At 71.9% G+C, this 16,339-nt stretch carries 17 protein-coding genes and 2 pseudogenes; 11 read left to right on the plus strand and 8 right to left on the minus strand.

The annotated features are described in order from the left end of the window. Positions 1 to 3: 3 nt before the first annotated feature. A complete protein-coding gene (locus ACFOX0_RS01335) occupies positions 4 to 1,170 on the minus strand; it encodes a glutathionylspermidine synthase family protein (protein WP_377541514.1) in 1,167 nt (388 codons plus the stop codon). A 2-nt stretch (positions 1,171 to 1,172) separates the two neighbouring features. Next, complete coding sequence (locus ACFOX0_RS01340; protein WP_377541515.1) at positions 1,173 to 1,445, minus strand: hypothetical protein; 273 nt, start codon at positions 1,443 to 1,445, stop codon at positions 1,173 to 1,175. Positions 1,446 to 1,564: 119 nt separating this feature from the next. On the opposite strand from ACFOX0_RS01340, the gene ACFOX0_RS01345 reads away from it, so the two are divergent. Further along, positions 1,565 to 2,485 (plus strand): proline dehydrogenase family protein, encoded by a 921-nt coding sequence (locus ACFOX0_RS01345; protein WP_377541516.1) that lies wholly within the window; start codon positions 1,565 to 1,567, stop codon positions 2,483 to 2,485. Positions 2,486 to 2,623: 138 nt separating this feature from the next. On the opposite strand, the gene ACFOX0_RS01350 is transcribed toward ACFOX0_RS01345, so the two are convergent. Then, on the minus strand, positions 2,624 to 2,953 hold the full coding sequence (locus ACFOX0_RS01350) for a DivIVA domain-containing protein (RefSeq protein WP_377541517.1): 330 nt from the start codon (positions 2,951 to 2,953) through the stop codon (positions 2,624 to 2,626). Positions 2,954 to 2,988: 35 nt separating this feature from the next. On the opposite strand from ACFOX0_RS01350, the gene ACFOX0_RS01355 reads away from it, so the two are divergent. The 4 genes from ACFOX0_RS01355 (at position 2,989) to ACFOX0_RS01370 (ending at position 5,630) form a co-directional block, all read left to right on the plus strand. After that, positions 2,989 to 3,243, plus strand: coding sequence for a hypothetical protein (locus ACFOX0_RS01355; protein ID WP_377541518.1), 255 nt, complete (start codon positions 2,989 to 2,991; stop codon positions 3,241 to 3,243). Between the two features lie 30 nt (positions 3,244 to 3,273). After that, positions 3,274 to 3,513, plus strand: a complete 240-nt coding sequence (locus ACFOX0_RS01360; protein WP_377541520.1) for a winged helix-turn-helix domain-containing protein — start codon at positions 3,274 to 3,276, stop codon at positions 3,511 to 3,513. A gap of 150 nt (positions 3,514 to 3,663) precedes the next feature. Continuing rightward, entirely contained in the window at positions 3,664 to 4,935 is a 1,272-nt protein-coding gene (locus tag ACFOX0_RS01365; RefSeq protein WP_377541521.1) for an AAA family ATPase, read from the plus strand. Then, positions 4,932 to 5,630 (plus strand): RloB family protein, encoded by a 699-nt coding sequence (locus ACFOX0_RS01370; RefSeq protein WP_377541523.1) that lies wholly within the window; start codon positions 4,932 to 4,934, stop codon positions 5,628 to 5,630. Before ACFOX0_RS01365 ends, ACFOX0_RS01370 begins: the two co-directional genes overlap by 4 nt. Before the next feature lie 19 nt (positions 5,631 to 5,649). On the opposite strand, the gene ACFOX0_RS01375 is transcribed toward ACFOX0_RS01370, so the two are convergent. Beyond that, entirely contained in the window at positions 5,650 to 6,342 is a 693-nt protein-coding gene (locus tag ACFOX0_RS01375; protein ID WP_377541524.1) for a cytidylate kinase family protein, read from the minus strand. A gap of 180 nt (positions 6,343 to 6,522) precedes the next feature. Between ACFOX0_RS01375 and ACFOX0_RS01380 the strand changes: the two genes are divergently transcribed. From ACFOX0_RS01380 to ACFOX0_RS01405, 6 genes are all read left to right on the plus strand, one after another. Continuing rightward, complete coding sequence (locus tag ACFOX0_RS01380) at positions 6,523 to 7,743, plus strand: FAD-dependent monooxygenase (RefSeq protein WP_377541526.1); 1,221 nt, start codon at positions 6,523 to 6,525, stop codon at positions 7,741 to 7,743. Positions 7,744 to 7,982: 239 nt separating this feature from the next. Then, a complete protein-coding gene (locus tag ACFOX0_RS01385; RefSeq protein WP_377541527.1) occupies positions 7,983 to 9,419 on the plus strand; it encodes a hypothetical protein in 1,437 nt (478 codons plus the stop codon). Between the two features lie 360 nt (positions 9,420 to 9,779). Beyond that, on the plus strand, positions 9,780 to 9,992 hold the full coding sequence (locus tag ACFOX0_RS01390; RefSeq protein ID WP_377541528.1) for a helix-turn-helix domain-containing protein: 213 nt from the start codon (positions 9,780 to 9,782) through the stop codon (positions 9,990 to 9,992). Positions 9,993 to 10,211: 219 nt separating this feature from the next. Continuing rightward, on the plus strand, positions 10,212 to 10,313 hold the full coding sequence (locus tag ACFOX0_RS01395) for a 30S ribosomal protein bS22 (protein ID WP_007465623.1): 102 nt from the start codon (positions 10,212 to 10,214) through the stop codon (positions 10,311 to 10,313). 120 nt (positions 10,314 to 10,433) lie between these two features. After that, positions 10,434 to 11,507 carry an NAD-dependent epimerase/dehydratase family protein gene (locus ACFOX0_RS01400; RefSeq protein ID WP_377541529.1) on the plus strand — a complete coding sequence of 358 codons (1,074 nt, stop codon included), beginning with the start codon at positions 10,434 to 10,436 and terminating at the stop codon, positions 11,505 to 11,507. Next, entirely contained in the window at positions 11,504 to 12,472 is a 969-nt protein-coding gene (locus ACFOX0_RS01405; protein WP_377541531.1) for a lysophospholipid acyltransferase family protein, read from the plus strand. The genes ACFOX0_RS01400 and ACFOX0_RS01405 overlap by 4 nt, the downstream gene beginning before the upstream one ends. Before the next feature lie 113 nt (positions 12,473 to 12,585). On the opposite strand, the gene ACFOX0_RS01410 is transcribed toward ACFOX0_RS01405, so the two are convergent. The 4 genes and pseudogenes from ACFOX0_RS01410 to ACFOX0_RS01425 form a co-directional block, all read right to left on the minus strand. Beyond that, a complete protein-coding gene (locus tag ACFOX0_RS01410; RefSeq protein WP_377541532.1) occupies positions 12,586 to 13,497 on the minus strand; it encodes an HAD family hydrolase in 912 nt (303 codons plus the stop codon). A 318-nt stretch (positions 13,498 to 13,815) separates the two neighbouring features. Then, positions 13,816 to 14,673: pseudogene (locus ACFOX0_RS01415) on the minus strand (DUF5667 domain-containing protein); the annotation flags it as partial. A 246-nt stretch (positions 14,674 to 14,919) separates the two neighbouring features. Continuing rightward, positions 14,920 to 15,750 (minus strand): annotated as a pseudogene (locus tag ACFOX0_RS01420) (ECF subfamily RNA polymerase sigma factor, BldN family); the annotation flags it as partial. 143 nt (positions 15,751 to 15,893) lie between these two features. After that, positions 15,894 to 16,064: a hypothetical protein gene (locus ACFOX0_RS01425; RefSeq protein WP_377541533.1), complete on the minus strand. Its 171-nt coding sequence runs from the start codon at positions 16,062 to 16,064 to the stop codon at positions 15,894 to 15,896. Positions 16,065 to 16,339 lie beyond the last annotated feature (275 nt).

Below are 16,339 nucleotides of genomic sequence, written 5' to 3' on the forward strand. Positions count from 1 at the left end.
GACTCACGGCCCCCGTGGCGCGTCCACGTAGTGGGGAAGGAACCGAGCGTACCCGTCGGTGATCAGCCCGGGGCTCTCCCGGATGCCGGCGCCGGCCGACTCGCCGTCCACCACCCAGCTGCCCAGCACCATCCGGTTGCCGGCGAAGTCGGGCAGCGCCCGGAACTCCTGGTAGCACCAGCCCTCCTCGCCGTAGCTGCCCGGATTGCTGATCTCGCCGCCGGCGGTGACGATCCGCACCGAGCCACCCTCCCGGCCGAGCAGCGGCTTCGCCACGTACTCGGACATTCCGCGCGGTGAGTCGAGAAACGCCGGCAGCAGGTACGGGTGGTCCGGGTACAGCTCCCAGAGCACGGCCAGCAGCGCCTTGTTCGACAGCAGCAGCTTCCAGGCCGGCTCGATCCAGGTGGTCGGGGTGCCCGGCTCCAGCGCCGGCCGGCCGTACGGCTCGGCCAGCATCCACTCCCAGGGGTAGAGCTTGAAGCAGGTGGTGATCGGCTCGTCGGCGGCGTCGACGAACCGGCGACCCTCCCAGCCGATCTCCAGCATCGGCAGCAGTTCGGTCTTCAGGCCCGCCTGCCGGGCGGTCTCGGCCAGGTAGCCGGCGGTCATCAGATCCTCGCCGGTTTCCTCCTCGTTCGACCAGGCCACGTGCAGCCGCCGGTCGTGCAGCCCGGCGCCGATCCGGCCCCAGGTGCGGACCAGCAGCTCGTGCAGGCTGTTCCACTGGTCCAGGTCCGGCCGGGTGTCCTCCAGCCAGTACCACTGGATGATCGCCGCCTCGACCAGCGCGGTCGGCGTGTCGGCGTTGTACTCCAGCAGCTTCGGCGGCCACGAGCCGTCGTACCAGAGGTCGAACCGCCCGTACAGGCTGGGCGGACGCTCACGCAGGGACCGGCGGACGGCCTCGGCCGCCCACGGCGGGATGCCGAAGTCGGCGAACCGGTCGCGGGCCACCACGTGTTCGGCGGCGGCCACCGACATCTCGTGCAGTTCCTCCGTCGCCTCCTCCAGCCGGAGCACCTCGGCCAGGTCGAGCCGGTAGCAGGCGGTCTCGTCCCAGTACGACATGATCCCGCCGTCCGGCAGCTCGGTGTCGACGTAGACCAGCCCCTGGCCGCGTACGGTGGCGTCCCAGTCCGGCCGGGGCGCCGAGTCCTCCCGACGCACGCTCAGCCGCCGCAGGAGGCCAGCTGGGTGCCGAACCCGCCGCGGTCGGGCAGCGCGGCGGTGGTTGTCTGCCCGCCGGTCGACCCGGTCGACCCGGCGGCCAGGACGGTCACCGAGCCGGCCGCCACGGTGACCCCGGCGGCGGAGGACCGCTTGCGGTCACTGTCGCAGCCGTCGCCGGTGGGGTCGCAGGCGGTGAGGCTGAGGGCCAGGGCGGTGACGGTGCCCAGCCGAACGCTGGTCGAGCGGAGCCGGCGGTGCGGAGTGCTGTTCACGTGAACGTTGTAGCCGATCCGGACCAGTCCCGCCGCCCGGCCTCGGCGCCGGATCGCCGGCCAGCCCTTACCCGGGCCACTGCCGCGACCGGTCGGGCGACGGAGGTTACTCTCAGCTCATGCTCCGATCGGTCATCCTCGCCGCGGCCCGGTCATCCCGGGTCGAACGGCTCGTCGAGACGGCCCCGTTCACCCGGGACGTCGTCCGCCGGTTCGTCGCCGGCACCGCCACCGACGACGCGCTGCGCGCCACCCGCGAGCTCGTCGGCGATGGACTCACCGTCACCCTCGACTACCTGGGCGAGGACACCGTCATCGCCGAACAGGCGGCCACCGTCCGGGACGCCTACCTCGAACTGCTGGCCACGCTGTCGGCCGCCGGGCTGACCCCGGCCGCAGAGGTGAGCGTCAAGCTCTCCGCGCTCGGCCAGAAGTTCGACGAGCAGCTCGGCTACGACAACGCCCGGGCGATCTGCGCCGCGGCGGCCGAGGCCGGCACCACGGTCACCCTGGACATGGAGGACCACACCACCACCGACTCGACCCTGGACATCCTGGCCAAGCTGCGCGGCGACTTCCCGGGCACCGGCGCGGTGCTGCAGGCGTACCTGCGGCGGACCGAGTCCGACTGTCGGGAACTGGCCACCACCGGCTCCCGGGTACGGCTCTGCAAGGGCGCCTACAAGGAGCCGGAGTCGGTGGCCTACCAGTCGGCCGTCGAGGTGGACAAGTCGTACGTCCGGTGCATGAACATCCTCATGTCGGGTGACGGCTACCCGATGCTGGCCACCCACGACCCGCGGCTGATCGCCATCGGCCAGGACCGGGCCCGCTGGTTCGACCGGGACGTGAACTCCTTCGAGTTCCAGATGCTGTACGGTATCCGCCCCGAGGAGCAGGCCCGGCTGGCCGCGCAGGGGCACACCGTCCGGGTCTACGTCCCCTACGGCGACGAGTGGTACGGCTACCTGATGCGCCGCCTCGCCGAGCGCCCCGCCAACCTCGCCTTCTTCACCCGCGCCCTGGTCTCCCGCAGATAGCGCGCCCCCGCCTCGCCGACCCCGCTCGCGCCGGCCCCGCTCGCCGCCTTCATGATCATTGACAGTTTTTCGGCTCCTCCAACGGCGTGTCGAGCCGAAAAACTGCCAGCGTTCATTCGTTGCCGGGGTGGCCGCTGGTCACCACGGTCGGAGGGGCGGCGGGAACTGTGAGCGCCAGTCCCGCATCGCGTTCTTGATCCGGGTGTTCTCGTCCCGGGTCCAGGCCAGCTCGTTGCGGACGGCGGCCAGCTCGGCGGCCACCCGGTGCAGGAACAGGTCCACCTCGGCCGGGTCGAGTCCGCGCCAGGCGCGCGCGAACCGTTGCGTACGGATCTGCCGCTCGCTCAGGGCGGGCCGGGCGGTGGAGCGGTAGTAGGTGCCGGCGTTGGGCCGGCGGGTCTCGGGGCGTGGACCGGCCGCGTGCCGTGGGGCGGAGCGCGGCCAGAGGCGTCGAAGGAACCTGCGCACGATGAGGGCACCTTCCGTCGTAAAGGGGTGGGTGGATGGGCGGCCCGACCGCGACCGCGTTCGTGGTCGGGCCGCCCGGCCCGGCAGCCGCAGCCTCCCTCGGCGAGTACGGCCACCGGACCCTCTCGTGGGTCGGGGCGGGGGGACCCTTCCATGCCGTTTTCCCGCCCCGACCGGGGGACGAGCTCTCGTCGTTGCCACGCGAGGAGCGCTCGACAGCCAACATAACCATTGAAGCCATTGAAGACAAGATGAATGGCTTCCTCTTGTCGAATTTCTGCCTGCCGTGATCGAATGGAGGTGCCACGCGAGGAGCGCCGATGCCTGCTACCCCGGATTACATCCGGATCTCCGCTGAGATCATGAACGACGTCAGGTCGGGCCGGTACCAGCCGGGCGACAAGCTGCCGTCCATCGCCCAGTTGTGCGAGCAGTACAACGTCAGCTCGTCGACCATCCAGATCGTGCTCGTCCGGCTCGAAGCGATCGAGGCCGTAGACCGCAGGCAGGGCAAGGGCGTCTTCGTGACCGATCCGAGTACCTGGCTCCGCAAGCCCTGACCGAATCGCGTCAGCGCGGCTACCCGGTCGATCCTGGCGCGGGTCACGCTATCCTCATGGGTAAACTGGGTGGCGTCTTGAGCCCTGACGTGCAGACTTTTCGCACGAGAGGGCACAAGGCGGGGTTCGTTGGTCGGAGAGGACGAGGCGGTGCTTCTGAGTTTCCGGGTTGCCAACCACAGATCGATTCGCTCGGACCATCACTTTTCCTTGGTTGCGACCGAGTTCAACGAGGGCACTGCCCGGCCGACCGGCGTCCGTGCCGAGGGGCGTGAGATCGAGGCCGTTCCGGTGGCCGGGATCTTCGGCGCCAACGCCTCTGGAAAGTCCAATTTGCTCGCCGCCCTGTGGGCTATGCGGGAGGCCGTGCGGTCGTCGCTGGCGCAGTGGGCACAGGACGCCGGCGTTCCGCGAGAGCCCTTCGCCCTCGATCCGGCGGCCCGGGACGAGACCACGCTGTTCGAGGTCGACCTCCTGTTGGGCAAGGGGCCGGTCCGCTACACGTACGGCTTCGAGCTGTCGGACGAACGGGTCGAGGCGGAGTGGTTACACGCTTATCCCCGTGGCCGTAAGCAGGTCTGGTTCGACCGCGAGGCGGATCGTGAGCACGGGGAGGAGTTCCTTTTCCCCGGCGAGGGCCTGAAGGGAGGCAAGGAGCGACTCGCTGAGTTCACTCGGCCGAATTCGCTGTTCCTGACGGTAGCCGCGAGTCTGAACCATCCTCAACTCAGCGCTGTCCATCGCTGGTTTCTCGACGGTCTGCGGATTGTCGCCCCCGGCGATGATTTCCGGGCCCGGAGCGAGGACACCCGTCGGCTGCTCACGGAGCCGCGCGACAACGGCGAGCGTCGACGGCAGATCGAGGCGTTACTACGGGTGGCCGACCTGGGCGTCGTCGGCCTGAAGATCGACCCGTCTCTCGTGCCGGAGCAACAGGTCCGTCTCCTGCACCACAGCACCACCGGCACGCCTGTCCCGTTGGAATTCGTACGGCAGGAGTCGTTGGGTACGTCGGCCTGGTTCAGCTTTCTCGGCCCGCTGCTTGATGTCCTCGACCAGGGATCGGTGCTCATGGTGGACGAGTTGGACGCCAGCCTGCATCCGATGCTCGCCGCCGAAGTAGTCAGACTTTTCCAGGACCCGGCCGCCAACCCGCGCGGTGCCCAACTGATCTTCACCACTCATGATGCCACGCTACTGGGCCCTTCGATGGTCGACCGGCCGCTCGACCGTGACCAGGTCTGGATAACGGCCAAGCGGCAGACTGGTGAGACGGAGCTGTATCCGCTGATTGACGCGAGGCCGCGTCGAGAAGAGAACCTGGAGCGCGGTTACCTTCGCGGTCGCTATGGCGGGGTACCTCGCGTGACCAGTGGCGAGTTGGCCAGAGAGGTCGCACGGGCGCTGGCGGAGGCCGCATGAGTCGGCGCCGCCGTAGCGATCCCGAAGCGGAACGTCGTGTTCACCGAGGCGCCGCACCGGCCTGGCGCGGCAACCGGGTGTTCTACGTAGCGGTCGAGGGCGAGTCGACCGAGCCGGACTACCTGGCCTTTCTCAACCACGAGTTCGGCTCCCAACACCAGTTCCTCATTCACCCACTGTGGAAACGCAACGGTATGACGCCGCGTCGGGTCGTCGAGAGAGCCCTGGAACAACGGGACGAGGTGACCGTCGGCGAAGATCGGGTGCAGCTCTGGGCCATGTTCGACCGTGACCAGCACCGTGACATTCCGCAGGCGATGCGGTATGCCCGGGACAATGGCGTGCGGGTCGCGTTCTCTCATCCGTCCTTCGATCTGTGGTTGCTCCTGCACTTCACCGGCGTATCCGGTCGGCAAGGCGGATCGAGCCGAACCGTCCACCAGAAGCTGCGGGAGTTCGCCGGGTTCGAGACATTCGACTCGCACAACGACAAGAGCATGACCGGCCGGCGGGCCCTGGCATTGCAGGGCAGGCACCTGGCCGCCGCCAAGCGGGCGAAGAGGCTGGTGGACGACTGCCCGACCGGGGACTGCACGAGCAGCGGGGGTCATGCGAACCACTGCGATCCGTTGCGTCGGGACCCGTCGACCGACGTGTGGATGCTTCTCGTTGAGCTGGGCATTGTCCAGCCGTGAGTGCTGCGGGCGATCGTGGCTATCGATGACTTCGCGGATCGTGTGTTCGGCTCTCCCAGGCCGGCTGTTGGGGCTCGTCGTTGTGCACGATGATGTCGGCGTGTTCGGTCGGGCGGACCGTGGCGAAGTAGAGCCGCTGGGCGGGGAGGTAACGCTCCCGCCAGCGCCGTTCGACCTCGGCCCGGGACGACACCTGGTGCTCCCGGATCACGGCACGATCCACGGTCTTGTCGAGGTCCGTCGAGACGAAGACGCGCAGCTCCCACCGGTCGATCAGTTCCGGGCGCAGCAGGAAGACGCCGTCGAAGACCAGCACGGCGTCGGCGGGGGCGGTCGTGCCCGGTAGGGACAGAGCGGTGTCCGTTGCGTGGTCGTAGACCGCGGGTCGGAAGCGTCGATCTCCGCCCGGACCGAGCGGATCGAGCAGCACCCGGTTCAGCGCGTGGTGGTCGTGGGCGTCGAGGTAACAGCCCTCGGCCGAGTACTCGCCGCGCGGATAGCGCCGTGCCCGGGGGAAGAGGAAGTCGTCGATCGTGGCGCGGATGACGTCGCGGCCCTGGTCGCGCAGCGCGACGGCCAGTTCGTCGGCGAGGGTGGTCTTGCCGGCGGCGGGCGGCCCGTCGACGGCGACCCGCGTCGGGTGCGCGACGGCGACGGACTCGACCGCCTCCGCCAGGCGGCCGAGCAACTCGTCGCGGGTGCCTCGCTCCATGTCCGCCCCCGTCCCGGTCTCGCGAAGGCCGCCGTGTGCGGCCGACCCTGTCCCGAGCTGGTCGCGCGACGTCCCCGTCACCGCGGCGATGAGTCTCCCATCCCGAGGGGGTCTACCGCTGCGACGGCAGGAGGACATGATGGTCACGGTTGAGACCCCGACGGGTGAGCGGGAGGCACGGTGAGCGGCACCAGGGTGTTGGTGACGGGGGCGAGCATCGCGGGGCCGGCGCTGGCCCACTGGCTACGCCGGCGGGGGGCCGAGGTGACCGTGGTGGAGCGGGCACCCGAGCTGCGTCCCGGCGGGCAGGCGGTGGACGCGCGCGGGGTGACCAGAGAGGTCATTCGGCGGATGGGGCTGGACGCGGCCGCGCGCGCGGCCCGCACCGAGACCGCTGGCGCGTACACCGTGGATGTGGACGGGAACGTGATCGAGACCTTCCGCGCCGATGACGACGGCGGCGACGGGTACATCGCGGAGATCGAGATCCTGCGCGGAGACCTGTCCCGGGTGCTCTACGACGACACCCGGGACGGTGTCGAGTACGTCTTCGGCGACCGGATCGCCGACCTCACCCAGGACGCGGACGGGGTCGACGTGACCTTCGCGGGCGGCGACCGGCGGCGCTTCGACCTGGTGGTGGGGGCGGACGGGCTGCACTCGGCGCTGCGCGTGATGATCTTCGGGCCGCACGAGCGGTATGTCCGCCACCTCGGACGCATGATGGCCTTCTACACGGTGCCCAACGAGTTCGGGTTGGACCGCTGGCTGATCTCCTACGAGGAAACCGGGACCGGGCGTACCGCCGGCCTGCGGCCCATCCAGGACGCCACCCGGGCGATGGCCCTGTTCTCCTTCCCTACGGTCGACCTCGCCGTCGACCAGCGCGACGTCGCGGCCCAGAAGCGCCTGCTGCGCGAGCGGATGGCCGGAATGGGCTGGTTGGCCCCGCGCATCCTCACCCGGCTGGACGACACACCGGACTTCTACCTGGACCAGGTCGCCCAAGTGGTGCTGGACCGCTGGTCGAGCGGCCGGGTCGGGCTGCTCGGGGACGCGGCGTTCAGCTCGTCGCCGCTGTCCGGCCAGGGCACCGGCCTGGCCCTGGTCGGCGCCTACCTGCTGGCCGGGGAACTGGCCGCCGCCGGCTGGGACCCGGCGGCCGGGTTCGCCGGCTACGAGCGGCGGATGCGCCCGTTCGTCGAGGCCAACCAGGAGATCGGTCGGGCGCACGCACGCAGCCTCGACGTTCCCGGACCGGACGCCGCGACCGGCCCGGAGGACTGGCCTGCCGACCTGATCGAGCGCGCGCTCAACGGCGTTGAGCTGCCCGACTACGCGGGGGTGCCGGACTCCGGGGCGCCGGCCGGGCCGCCGGTCGCCTCGTCGGCCCTGCCGTAAGCCGTCGTTGCCGTCGTTGCCGTCGCGCGAAGGTAGACCGGCTGGCCGGCGAAGTTGCCGACCGGGTCGATCCAGCCGGGCACGGCTTCACGATCCCCCTGTCGTCCCCGGCCGGTCCGGCGGCCGGTCTGCCCGCCGGACCGGGTCCGGTGTTCTGAGCCGAGCCGGCCCTCGACGCGCACCGTGCGGAACTGCGTCGGACGTGGACCGGGGGGCCGGCTTCGTCGTACCCTCCGGCAGTGACCGACGGGACCGACCAGCCGCCGCCCGACGAACCTCCGCGACCCCCGGCCGGTCCGCCGGCGGACCGGGCCGTGTCGCCGGCGGGCCGGGCCGTGTCGCTCGCGGTTCAAGCGGACCCGGCCGTGTCGCCGGCGAGTCAGGCGGACCCGGGCGGGTTGCCGCGCGGCCGGTGGTGGCGGTGGTTCGGGCTCGGGCTGGTCGCGGTGCTGCTGCTGTGCGGCGCTCCGGTCGCCGTGCTGGCGGCGGTCGGGAAACTGCCCGGACGGTCCGCCGACGCCGCGCCCGGTCCGGCCCGCAGCCCGCGCCCCGGTGATCCGGACGAGGTGGTCGGGGCCTGGCTCGCCGAACGGATCCGGGAGCGACTGGACCGGCAGGCCGAGGCGCTGCTGCGCGGCGACGAGGCCGGCTTCCTCGCGGTCTCCGATCCGGCCCGGCCGGGCGCCGCGCAGTTGCGTCGGGAGTTCCGGTCGTTGCGCGCGCTGCGGGTCGTCCTCTGGCGTCCGGAACTGCGCACCGGGCCGACCCGGGTGCCGGACCGGCCCGGCGAGTGGCGACAGCCGGTCACCTTCCAGCACTGCTACGCCGCGCCCGGCTGCCCGCCGGGCGGCGTGACCATGGTGACCCGATGGGCCGAGAACGGGGCCCAGCCGCGGCTGGTCGGGATCGAACCCTCGGTGTCGGCGGACGAGGGGCCCCGGCCGTGGGAGGTGGACGACCTCGTCGTGGCCGCGGGGCGGCGGGTCGTCGTGGCCACCACGGCCGACCTGCGGGGCCGGCTGTCCGGACTGCTGGCCGAGGCCGACCGGGCCGCCGCGGTGGCCGACCGGTACGCGGTGACCGGCGCGCCGCCCGACCGCTACCGGATCTTCCTCGCCGGCCCGCCGCAGTGGAAACGGTGGTACGGCGGTGACCTGCCGGAGTGGACGGCCGGTTACGCCGCGTCGGTCGGCGGTGGCGGGCACGAGGTCGTGCTCAACGCCAAGGGCCTGACCGACGGCGCCGCCGACGAGCTGCTGCGGCACGAGATGACCCACGCGGCGTCGCTGGTCGGCCGGGACAACGTCGACAAGGCGAACTGGTGGCTGGTGGAGGGGATCGCCGAGCACGCCGCCGCCGCGGGCCGGCCGCCCCGCCGCTATCCCGGCCTGCCGGACGTACGGCGGCTGCTCGGTTCCGGTTGGGACGGCCGGCTGGCCGACCTCGAACCGGCCCGGGACGCGGCGGGTTGGCGGGTCTCCGGCAGCTACGGCATCGGTTACCTGGCCTTCCGGCACCTGGTCGACCGGTACGGCGAGAGCACCGCGCGCGCCTTCTTCACGGCGGTGGTCCGCGACGGACGGTCGGCCGAGGAGGCCGCGCGGAAGGTGTTCGGCGAGGACTGGTCGGCGCTGCACGACGACTGCGTGGCGTACCTGCGGTCGGTCACCGGCTGAGCCGAGGCCGACGGACGAGGGGCGGCCTGGGACAGACCGTCGCGGGGTGGCCTGAGATAGTGGAGGCCGCTCCCAGCGCGGAGCCTCGGCTCGCGTCCGGAAGCGGGCCGGGGCACCCGTCCGGTGGCTCCGGTGGCGCCGCCGGAGCCACCGGGCGCCTTCCGCGGCCCGGATCGAGCGGCCACGCACCGCGAGGAAAGATCAACGTCGGGTCACAATCACTTCATGATCAAGAGTGCGAAGGGATCGCGCCGGTAACAGCAGTCCCGCTACCGTACTGATAACACGCGCGTTGCCCGCCGGGGCGCGGAGCATCCGGCCCGGCGGCACGCGCCGGGGATGGGATTGGGTTGGTGAGCCATGGCGGGATCACCACAGGCCGAGGACCGGCTGTCGGAGGTGCGGTTCCTGACCGTCGCCGAGGTGGCGGCGCTGATGCGGGTCTCCAAGATGACCGTGTACCGGTTGGTGCACTCCGGTGAGCTCACCGCGGTGCGGGTCGGGCGGTCGTTCCGGGTGCCGGAGCACGTCGTGCACGAGTACCTCCGGGGCGCCTTCCAGCAGTCGGCCTGACGAGCGGGCGGGTAGGCCCCGCCGGCGGGTCGGACCGGGTGCCGACGGGGTCGCGTTGGCCCCGCCGGATGCCGGCGGCTACCCTGGACCGCGACCGCGGCCCGGAACAGGTGTGTGCCACACCCACCCGACGGGCCCGGTCCGCTGTCCAACTCGGGTGCCGGTTCGCCGCAGGGCGACTCCGGCCCGATCCGCATGTTGTATTGGAAGGGCTGTCGTATGGGCTCGGTGGTCAAGAAGCGCCGCAAGCGCATGGCTAAGAAGAAGCACCGCAAGCTGCTGCGCAAGACCCGCGTCCAGCGTCGCCGCCTCGGCAAGTGACCGCGGCCGGGCGGTCGCCCGGTTCGCGGACACACCGGCTTCTCCTCGATCCTCGGAGGCGCGTGTGAAGAGGTCGCGGCAACGCGGGCTCGGCCCGTGCCGGCCGGTGGTCAGCGCGCGATGAACCCCGGTCACTCTCCGGATGTGCCCGGGGTCGTCGTCGTGACCGGGGTCAGCCGGTATCTGGGCGCCCACGTCGCCGCCCGGCTCGCGGCGGAGCCCCGGGTCGGCCGGGTCGTCGGGCTGGACCCGCACGATCCGTCGCCGGAGTTGGCTTCCCTGCTGACCGGGATCGAGCGGATCAGGGCCGACGCCGGCTCGGCGGGCACCGTGATCGCCGATCTCGGCGCCGAGGCGGTGGTGCACCTCGCTTTGGTCACCGCGCCGGAGAAGCAGCACGGCGGCCGGGCCGCCATGAAAGAGCAGAACGTCATCGGCACGATGCAGCTGCTCGCCGCCTGCCAGCGGGCCCCCCGGGTCCGCAAGCTGGTCGTCCGGTCGTCCACCGCGGCGTACGGTGCCTCGTTCCGCGACCCGGCGGTCTTCACCGAGGAAACCGAGCCGCGGGAGGTCCCCCGCGGCGGGTTCGCCCGGGACATCCTCGACATCGAGGGGTACGTCCGCGGCTTCCGCCGCCGCCGGCCGGACGTCACCGCCACGGTACTGCGGTTCGCGCCGTTCATCGGGTCGGCCGCCGACACCACGCTGACCCGCTATTTCTCCCAACCGGTCGTGCCCACCGTACTGGGCCGCGACCCCCGGCTGCAGTTCCTGCACATCGACGACGCGCTCGAGGTGCTGCACCGATCGGTGGTGGAGGACCACGGCGGCACCTACAACGTCGCCGGCGCGGGGGTGCTGGCGCTGTCCCAGGCGATCCGCCGGGCCGGTCGGATCGGCGTACCGGTCGTCGAGTTCGGGCTCTCCGGCGCCGCCGGGGTGGCCCGCACCCTCGGCATCGGCCGGTACGGATTGGACCAGGTCGACCTGATCGTGCACGGTCGGGTGGTGGATACCACCCGCCTGATCGACGAGTACGGCTTCGCGCCGCGTTCCACCGCCGAGGCGTTCTACGACTTCGTCCGGGCCCACTCCGGCCGTACCCTGCTGCGCGACGGCCAACTCGCGCAGGCGGAGCAGGCCGTGCTGGACGGCATCCGGCAGATCCGGGCAGCCGTCCAGGAGCGATCATGAGTGAACCCGGCCACAACGGGCACCCGGTCGGACCCGTATCCGCGCGGGACGGAGCGCCGCCGGCGCACGCCAACGGGCACAAGCCGGTGGCCCGGCCGGCGCCTGCCGTGTCGGACCGGCCGGGCGACGTCTGGGACCGTCGGGTGGCGTCCGGGCTCGCCTTCCTGCGTCGCCGGCTGACCGGCCAGTACGAGGTCGACGAGTTCGGCTTCGATCCCGAGCTGACCGACCAGCTGTTCCACCCGGTGCTGCGCCGGCTCTACCGGGACTGGTTCCGGACCGAGGTCAGCGGGCTGGAGCACCTGCCGACGGACGGACCCGGCCTGGTGGTGGCGAACCACTCCGGCACCGTCGCCCTGGACGCGTTGATCCTGTCGACCGCGGTGCACGACAGTCACCCGGCGCGTCGCTACCTGCGGCTGCTCGGCGCCGACCTGGTCTTCCGGATGCCGGTGGTGTCCGAGCTGGCCCGCAAGTCCGGCGGCACGGTGGCCTGCAACCCGGACGCCGAACGACTGCTGAACCGGGGCGAGCTGGTCGGGGTGTTCCCGGAGGGCTTCAAGGGGATCGGCAAGCTCTACTCCGAGCGCTACAAGCTGCAGCGGTTCGGCCGGGGCGGCTTCGTCTCCGCCGCGCTGCGTACCGGCACCCCGATCGTCCCGGTGGCGATCGTGGGGGCGGAGGAGACGTACCCGATGCTGGCCGACGTGAAGCCGCTGGCCCGGCTGCTCAAGCTGCCGTACTTCCCGGTGACGCCGACGTTCCCGTGGTTGGGGCCGCTCGGGATGGTGCCGCTGCCCAGCAAGTGGTTGATCGAATTCTGCCCGCCGATCCCCACCGACCAGCTGACCGACCAGGCCGACGACCCGCTGGTCGTGTTCAACCTCGCCGACCAGGTGCGGGAGACCATCCAGCAGACCCTGCACCGACTGCTGGAGCGCCGCCCGGACCCGTTCGGCCCGTGACCCGCCCCCCGACGCTGACCGCGACGCCTCGCCGGCGACCCCGGCCGCGATGCCTGGTCGGCGGCCCCGGCCGCGATGTCTGGTCGGCCGCCGGACCGCCCGGTCGGGCCGGGTCAGCTCGCCCGGCGGCGGCGGTGCAGTGCCAGTCCGGCGGACGCGGCGCCGGCCAGTAGCCCGGCCGCGACCGTCGACGGTACGGCGATCCGGGCGGCCCGGCGGACGGTCCGGAAGTCCCGTACCTCCCAGCCGTGGGACCGGGCCGCGCGCAACAGAGCGGGATCCGGGTTGACCGCGACCGACCGGCCGACGGTGGAGAGCATCGGGATGTCGTTGACGGAGTCGCTGTACGCGGTGCACCGGCTCAGGTCGAGGCCCTCGGCGGCGGCGAGCTGGGTGATCGCCTCGGCCTTGGCCGGGCCGTGCATCAGCTCGCCCACCAGCCGTCCGGTGTACACGCCGTCGCGTATTTCGGCGACCGTGCCGATGGCGCCGGTCAGCCCCAACCGTTCCGCGATCACCCGGCCGATCTCGACCGGGGCGGCGCTGACCAGCCAGACCCGCTGCCCGGCGGCCAGATGGAGTTGGGCCAGCGCCCGGCTGCCGGCCCAGATCCGGGGCGCCATCAACTCGTCGAAGATCTCCGCGGTGAGCCGCTCGATGTCACCCACCCGCCAGCCCTCGACGAACGCCAGCGCCGCCTCCTTGGCGTTCGACATCGCGCCGGCGTGTTCGGTGGCGAGCAGCCGGAACCGTAGCTGCTGCCAGGCGAACCGGGCGAGGTCGGCGGCGGTGAAGTAGCGCCGGGCGGCCAACCCGCGGGCGAACCAGTAGAGCGAGGCGCCCTGCATCATCGTGTTGTCGACGTCGAAGAACGCGGCGGCCGAGTCATCCTGTCCGGCGGCACCGGGGGCCAGGTCGGTGGTGGCCCAACCGGTGGTGTGCCCGTGCCGGTCCGTGCTGACGGTCACCTTGCCGCTGCTGGCCAACGCCGGTCCCGCTCCGCTCGTCGGACGCCAGGTACGCATCCTGCGAGGGTATCCGGCCAGGTCGACGGGCCGGTGACGGCCGGGAAACAATCCGTCGCCGGGGTGGGCCACGTGCGTCGGCGCGGCCCGACCCCGGCGACGGGCGGGAAACGGTACGGGTTATCCGCGGGGCTGCAGCGGTAGCGGCGGGGCCAACTTCTCCTGGTTGTCGTCGACCGGTTCCTGACTCTGGACGGCCGACGAGCCGGGCTGCTCGGTGCTGCGTTCCCGCCGGGGCTGGTTGCCGGAGCGGGGCGCGCTGGGCCGTTGGTCCGGCGTCGGGGTGCCAGGCTGACCCCCGGTCGGGGTCCGGGAGTCGGTGCAGGTGCGCGGCAGCGGCCCCAGCGCGTCGGCGCGGACCGACTGCTCCGCACCGCAGGTGAGGCCGGCACGCAGCCCGTCGGCCCGGTTCCTGATCTGGTCGAGTAGGGCGAGCGAGTCGGTCACCCGTTCCCGCTCGACCGGGCCGGCGCCGTTCAGCAGGGCGCCCACCTGGGCCCGGTGCCCGGCCACGAAGCCGCCGAGGGCGTCGAGCGCCGCCGCCTCGTGCCGCTGGACCGCGGCCGTGGTGAGCAGCTTGACGCCGTAGCGGGTGTCGGCGTCCATGTCGTCGAGCACGGCGGCGAAGCCGACCGCGTCGCCGCGGACCACCACCGCCTCGGCGAGCCTGGTCCGGGCGAAGTTCAGGAAGAGTTGTCCACGGCTCAGGTCGGAGGTGGCAAGCGCCAACTGGGCCCGCTCGGTGGACCGCTTCATCCCGTACAGCGGGTCGCCGGGGACGGCGTTCTCGCTGGCCGCCGACATTCCGGAGACGGCCACCGCACCGGCCGCGATGCCGATCAGGATCGCGCCCCGGGCCCGGGTACGCGAGCTGTTCAGCGACCCGCGACGGGTGCCCCGGGTGGCCGGGTCCGGATCGGCCGTCGCGGTGGCACCGATGCCGTCCCGTTCCGCGGCGGCCATCAACACCGCCCGCAGGCCGGTACGGAACTCGGGCTCGACAGTCACCTCGGGTCGGGCCGCCCGTATCCGGTGTCCGACCGCCACCAACTCGGCCAGCTCGTTGTCGACGTGGGATCGAACGCGGTGGCGACGGACGCCGTCGGCTTCGTTGAGCAGATGCGCGAAGCGCTCGGCGCGCCGGCGGTAGAAAGTTGGAGTTGTCACCGCCGGCACCTCCCTTCGCTGGTCACGGCCATCCGGCCGGCATCGGTTACCGGCCGGGGCGACGGGGAGTTCGAGCCCTGTGCGCAACCACAACGGTTTCGGAGCGGGGGACGCGGCGCCCGACCCTCTCGGGGTTCGCGGGAGACCGGGCCAACCACCCGTCGTACCCGGACAAACGGTCGGTGGGCCGGAGCGGTTACGGGCGGGTCAACTTACCGCCGGACAACCGTGACAGACGTCACCGGCACGGGCAGGTCAGGGCTGGAAGCCGTCCGGCAGCAACCGGGCGAGCGCGCGGACCGCGCGGTACTGCAGCGCCTTGATCGCTCCCTCGTTCTTGCCCATCGCCCGGGCCGTCTCGGCGACCGAGAACCCCTGCAGGAACCGCAGCACGATGCACTCCTGCTGCTCCGGGTTGAGCCGCTTCACCGCCGACAACAGCGCCACGTTGGTGATGTGCTCGACCACGGCGGCCTCCGGGCTGCCCTCCGGTCCGCGGTCCTCGCGTTCGGCGTCGAGCACGTCCCCGGTGGTGACCTCCAACCGGTAGCGACCCGACTTGAAGTGGTCGGCCACCAGGTTGCGGGCGATCGTCACCAGCCAGGCGCCGAGGTCCCGCCCCTGCCAGGTGAAGCTGCCGATCCGCTTCAGGGCCCGTAGGAAGGTGTCCGAGGTGAGGTCCTCGGCGAGTTGCCGGTTGCCGACCCGGAAGTACACGAACCGGAAGACCGTGTCGACGTACCGGTCGTAGAGCAGGCCGAAGGCCTCGGCCTCGCCGGCCTGGGCCCGCTCGACCAGCGTCCAGACCTCGGTGGCCGGATCGGACGGGTCCGGTCGGTCCGGATAGCCGCTCGGCGGGCCGGCCGAGGGTGGCTCCTCCCGGTCCGCGATGACCGGGAGGATCGTGGTCTCCGCGTTCGACGCCTCGGGCCGGTCCTTGTCGGCAGTTGGGGGGTGGCCGGCCGGCGGCTGCGCCGGCATCGCCGGTCGGGCCGGCGATGCCACCCGGCCGTTGCCGAGTGGCTTGGCGTTGGCGCCCGGCGTGTGGCGTACCGGGGTCTCGTTCTGGTGCGGTCGGTTGCGTACCCGTCTGGATCCGCCGTCGTCGCGCACCGCCAGGCTGACCATGTCGTCGACCGACGCGCGTAACTGGCCGAGCCCTTCGCCGAGTGGCCGGCGCGCGGCCGGCACCTCACCGTTGATCAGACCGTCACCGTAGACGTGTGAAGTCACAGGCCCTCCCCGACCGGACCGCCTCCGGACAGGACCGGCTGGCCGGTCCCGCCCGTGGCGGCGAAGCGGCGTGGTCCCCGGTGGGCGTACTGGCCCACGGCGGGGGTGGGGCGTGCCGGCCGGCGGCACGCACCCATGAGGTGCTGGTGCAGTGCTCTGACAGGCACGGCGGCCTCCTCGGGCTGAGGGGTGTCGACTCACGCCAAGCCGGGTGGGCCGACCCGAGTGATGATAGGGCCAACGTCACCCATGTGTGGTGGGTCCATTACACAGAGCCAAAGTTTTTCCCGAATTCACGCGGGGACGCCGCACGCTTTGTGCGTTGTCGGATGCCGGACAGTCGGCAAAATGGAGAGTTTTACCAGCGTGGGGGAGCACGAAACGCCGGGGGAGCGGCGCGGCTCCCCGGCGTGTCGGGAACGGTAGCTATCGATGCCTCGGT

The sequence above is a fragment of the Micromonospora zhanjiangensis genome, from assembly GCF_042650605.1.
In the GTDB taxonomy this organism is placed as follows: domain Bacteria; phylum Actinomycetota; class Actinomycetes; order Mycobacteriales; family Micromonosporaceae; genus Micromonospora_J; species Micromonospora_J zhanjiangensis.